Raw genomic sequence first — 4064 nt, 5'->3', positions numbered from 1 at the left:
AACCGATGTGAAAATTTACCGGTCGGTCATCCGCAGCGACAAACGTCTCACCTACGAGCAGGTCGACGCATTTCTGGAAAATCCGGAAGCCTACAAGAAAGCGTGGGGCACAAAAGTCCATGATCTCCTCCTGCGGATGCGCGACCTCGCGCGCATTCTCCGCCAGCGACGACGCGAACGGGGAGCCCTGGAACTTGTCATGCCCGAGGTCAAGGTGAAGCTGGATCGTCGCGGCCGGGTGATCGGCGCGCATCTGGTGCCCAACACGGAGAGCCATCAGATGATCGAGGAGTTCATGCTGGCCGCCAATGAAAGCGTGGCGGAGACGCTTCGCGACCGCGGCTGGCTCTTCCTGCGGCGAATCCACAAGCCGCCCGCCGAGCGCAAGCTCCGCCTGCTGCGGGAATTTGTGGAGGCACTCGGATTTCCTCCTCGCGACCTGGAAGATCGCTTCGGCCTGCAGGGATTGCTCGAGTACGCCACCGGGAAGCCCCAACAGTATGCGGTCCATTACGCGGTGTTGCGATCACTTCAGCGGGCCATCTACAGCCCACTGGAAGAAGGCCATTACGCTTTGGCAAGCGAGTGCTACTGCCACTTCACGTCGCCCATCCGGCGGTATCCCGATCTCACGATTCATCGGCTGGTGGATGCCCTCCTGCTCGGGAAGAATCCACGGATCAACCCCGCGGAACTGGTCACGCTGGGTGAACACTGTTCGGACCGCGAAGAGCGTGCCGAGGCGGCCGAGCGAGAGCTGACCCGATTGAAACTCCTCTCCTTCCTCAGCGAGCGAATCGGCATGGAGATGGAGGGGATCATCACGGGCGTGGAAAAGTACGGGCTGTTTGTTCAGGGAGTTGCTCTCCCTGCGGATGGTTTCATTCCCGTGGAAGCCCTCCAGGACGACTATTACGATTTTGACCGCACGTCCCATTCCCTGGTCGGGCGGCGAAAAGGCAATCAATTCCGCCTGGGGGACCTCGTCCAGGTGGCAGTCGCCCATGTGGATCTGGAACGCCGCCAGCTCGATTTTCGGCTCATCGCCCACCGCGGTCATCCCACGCCGGGGATCGTGGAAGAGTCCCTGGCCGGATTTCATAATGGCAAAAAGGCGACCAAAAAGAATCGGCACCGTTCCCTTTCTCAGCGAGTCAAAGGGGCGGAAATGAGAACGAGACGTGCGAACAAACCGGGCGGCAGCCGTTCTGCGAGAAAAAAGCCGAAATAAACTTTCACTTCCGCGCCAGGGGATTATGGGGAACGTCGCATGAAGACGGAGCGGATCCTCGATTTCCGCAGCGATACAGTCACCCGACCAACTCCCGGGATGCGGGCGGCGATGGCAGCCGCCGAGGTCGGCGATGATGTCCTGGGCGATGATCCCACCGTCCAGCGGCTTGAGGAGCGTGTCGCCGAGCTCCTCCACAAGGAAGCGGCCCTCTTTGTGCCGTCCGGTACGATGTCCAATCTCATCGCGGTACGGCTGCACTGCCGACCCGGCGACGAGATGATCTGCGAGGCGGATTCCCACATCTACAACTACGAACAGGGCGGTTATGCCCAAATCTGCGGGGTTGCCGCGCGACCCGTGCAGGGCCACTGGGGCGTCATTCAGCCCGAGCAACTGGAGGGACTGATTCGCCCGCAAAATGTCCATTTTGTGCGTACGCGGCTGCTCACTCTGGAAAACACCCATAATCGCGGGGGAGGCCGCGTCCAGCCGTTTTCGCTCGTGGAAGCACTGACGGGTTGGGCACGCCGGAACCACCTGGCCCTCCATCTGGATGGAGCACGGCTGTGGAATGCTTCGGTGGCTACGGGAATCCCCCTTCATGAGTGGGCCCGACTTTTTGACACCGTCAACGTTTGTTTCAGCAAAGGCCTCGGGGCGCCGGTTGGCTCGGCCCTTGCGGGTCCCAAAGACCTGATTGCCGAAGCGCGACGCCACCGCAAGGTGCTCGGCGGTGGCATGCGACAGGCAGGTGTCCTTGCTGCGGCTGCGCTCTACGCTCTGGACCATCACATCGAGCGACTGGCCGAAGACCACGCGAATGCCCAACGACTCGCCGCAGGATTGGCGGAAATCCCTTTCCTCACCCCCATGCCCATCCCGGTGGAAACCAACATTCTCCTCTTTGACGTGTCACCAGAATGGGGCACAGCAGCCCAGCTTTCCCAGATTCTCAAAGAGCATGGCGTGCTCATGCTGGCTACTGCACCGCAGCGGATTCGGGCGGTCACGCATCTGGATGTCACCGCTCGCGATGTGGACGAAGCGCTGGGAGTCCTTCGCCATGTCATGGGTGGGTACCGCCCGTGCCGAAATTCACCTTGATTGAGGGGGGCGGTTCCCCGTAAGCTTGTCAGCCAGGCAGAGAAACCGTTGGCCCATCCGAGGAAAAGGCGTCCGCGTTTATGCCATCGGGGAAACGTTGCGGCATGTGCAGGGAAGCATCGCGCATGGCGACAGGCTCGAGGGAAATTCAACTCGTCATCAAACGCATCTTTGACGTCGCAGGAGCTGCGGTCGCACTTGTGCTGCTGGCGCCGCTTTTGGCAATTATTGCCCTGGCAATCTGGACCACCATGGGTCGGCCCATTCTCTTTCGCCAGGTACGGCCCGGTCTGCACGGTCGCCTCTTCACGCTCTACAAGTTTCGCACCATGCAGAATGCGTTCCGTCCCGACGGCACACCGCTTCCCGATGCAGAACGCCTGACGCCTCTGGGACGCTTTCTCCGCCGTTTCAGTTTGGACGAACTCCCTGAATTGTGGAACGTCCTGCGGGGGGATATGAGTCTCATCGGACCGCGACCGCTGCTTGTGGAATATCTGCCCCGCTACACCCCCGAACAAGCCCGCCGCCATAACATGCGGCCTGGGATCACGGGCCTGGCGCAGGTGATGGGAAGAAACGCCCTGAAATTTAGCGAGCGCCTGGCTTACGACGTGTATTATGTGGATCATTTCAGTCTCCTGTTGGATCTGAAGATTCTGGCGCTCACACTTTGGAAGGTGCCCACCGGGATGCTTTTCGACGGAGCTGGCCAGGACGTTAAAGTCGTGGACGACCTGGGCTTGCATCCGGGACGGGAAGACCTCACCTGGAAGCTCTCCGGAGGCGTCACCGCGAGAGAACTTTCGACCAATTCTCTTCACAACCAGCAGAGCGATTCCTCGATGGAAACGGCCTCGCAATCCCGAGAAACCCATCGGCATGAGAATCGCCGGGCTGCCTGAGGAGTTTTCCATGCGTCACACAGTTCGTCCCAATGTGCTGGTCACCTGCGGCGGCAAGTGGGTGGGGCACATTCTCCAGCTTCGCGAAGCCATGCAGGAAATCCCTGAGTTTCAAACAGGCCGGATTTATGTGGCCGATCGCGAAGCCGTCACACCGGCAGGGGCATTCGCAGATGGAGCCTTCCAGGTCCCCCCAATTGCCGATCCTTCGTATCCCCGCATTCTGTTCGCGCTGTGTCGGGAACACGAAATCGGCGTCGTCGTTCCTCTCATTGACATCGATGTTCTGGCCCTTGCCCCGTACCGGGTACACTTTGCAGAAATCGGCGTCACGCTGATGACACCACCTGCCCCTGTGGCGGAACTGTGTTTCGACAAACGTCGGTTTGCGGAATGGGCGGAACGCCGCGGCATTCCCGTGCCGAGGGTTTTTCACCCGGCAGACCTGGACCAGGCTCCCTTTCCCTTGTTTGCCAAACAGGCCCGAGGCTTCGGCTCGATCGGCGCCCGCGTCTGCCACAACAAGGAGGAGGCCCGTCAGGTGCTTGCCGACCCCGCCATGTTCCTGGAGGAATTTATCTCGGGCACCGAATACAGCGTGGATGGCTACGTCAATCGCGCGGGCCAGCCCATCATTCGCGTGGTGCGCATCAGGGAGAAGGTCGTAGGTGGTGAGGCGTTTCGCTCCTGCACCATCCGGGATGAAGCAGTCGCCCGGGTGGCGGACCAGGTCCTCGCTGCGCTGGCTCACGAAGGCCACCGCGGGCCGGTTAATGTTCAGATCATTGCCGGTGAAAAAACCGCCGTGATTGACGTCAATC

Annotated in this window: 4 protein-coding genes; all 4 read left to right on the top strand. The window is 60.6% G+C overall.

Annotation, left to right across the window (positions count from 1 at the left end; genetic code table 11):
- A partial coding sequence (locus H5U08_RS11885) for an RNB domain-containing ribonuclease (protein ID WP_297033277.1) occupies positions 1-1231 on the top strand: 1231 nt, incomplete at its 5' end.
- 39 nt (positions 1232-1270) lie between these two features.
- Positions 1271-2338 (top strand): low-specificity L-threonine aldolase, encoded by a 1068-nt coding sequence (gene ltaE / locus H5U08_RS11880; protein ID WP_297033275.1) that lies wholly within the window; start codon positions 1271-1273, stop codon positions 2336-2338.
- Positions 2339-2463: 125 nt separating this feature from the next.
- Positions 2464-3243 (top strand): sugar transferase, encoded by a 780-nt coding sequence (locus H5U08_RS11875; RefSeq protein WP_297033272.1) that lies wholly within the window; start codon positions 2464-2466, stop codon positions 3241-3243.
- A 10-nt stretch (positions 3244-3253) separates the two neighbouring features.
- A partial coding sequence (locus tag H5U08_RS11870) for an ATP-grasp domain-containing protein (protein WP_297033270.1) occupies positions 3254-4064 on the top strand: 811 nt, incomplete at its 3' end.

Origin of the sequence: Thermogutta sp. (genome assembly GCF_014359955.1) — a bacterium.
Lineage (GTDB): Bacteria > Planctomycetota > Planctomycetia > Pirellulales > Thermoguttaceae > Thermogutta.
Note: the sequence above shows the minus strand (reverse complement) of the source record. Positions and strands in the feature narration are given on the sequence as shown.

What these genes read in the sequence shown, in the direction of transcription:
- ltaE (WP_297033275.1), top strand. Translation starts at nt 1,271, where the DNA reads ATGAAGACGGAGCGGATCCTCGATTTCCGCAGCGATACAGTCACCCGA.
- H5U08_RS11875 (WP_297033272.1), top strand. Translation starts at nt 2,464, where the DNA reads ATGGCGACAGGCTCGAGGGAAATTCAACTCGTCATCAAACGCATCTTT.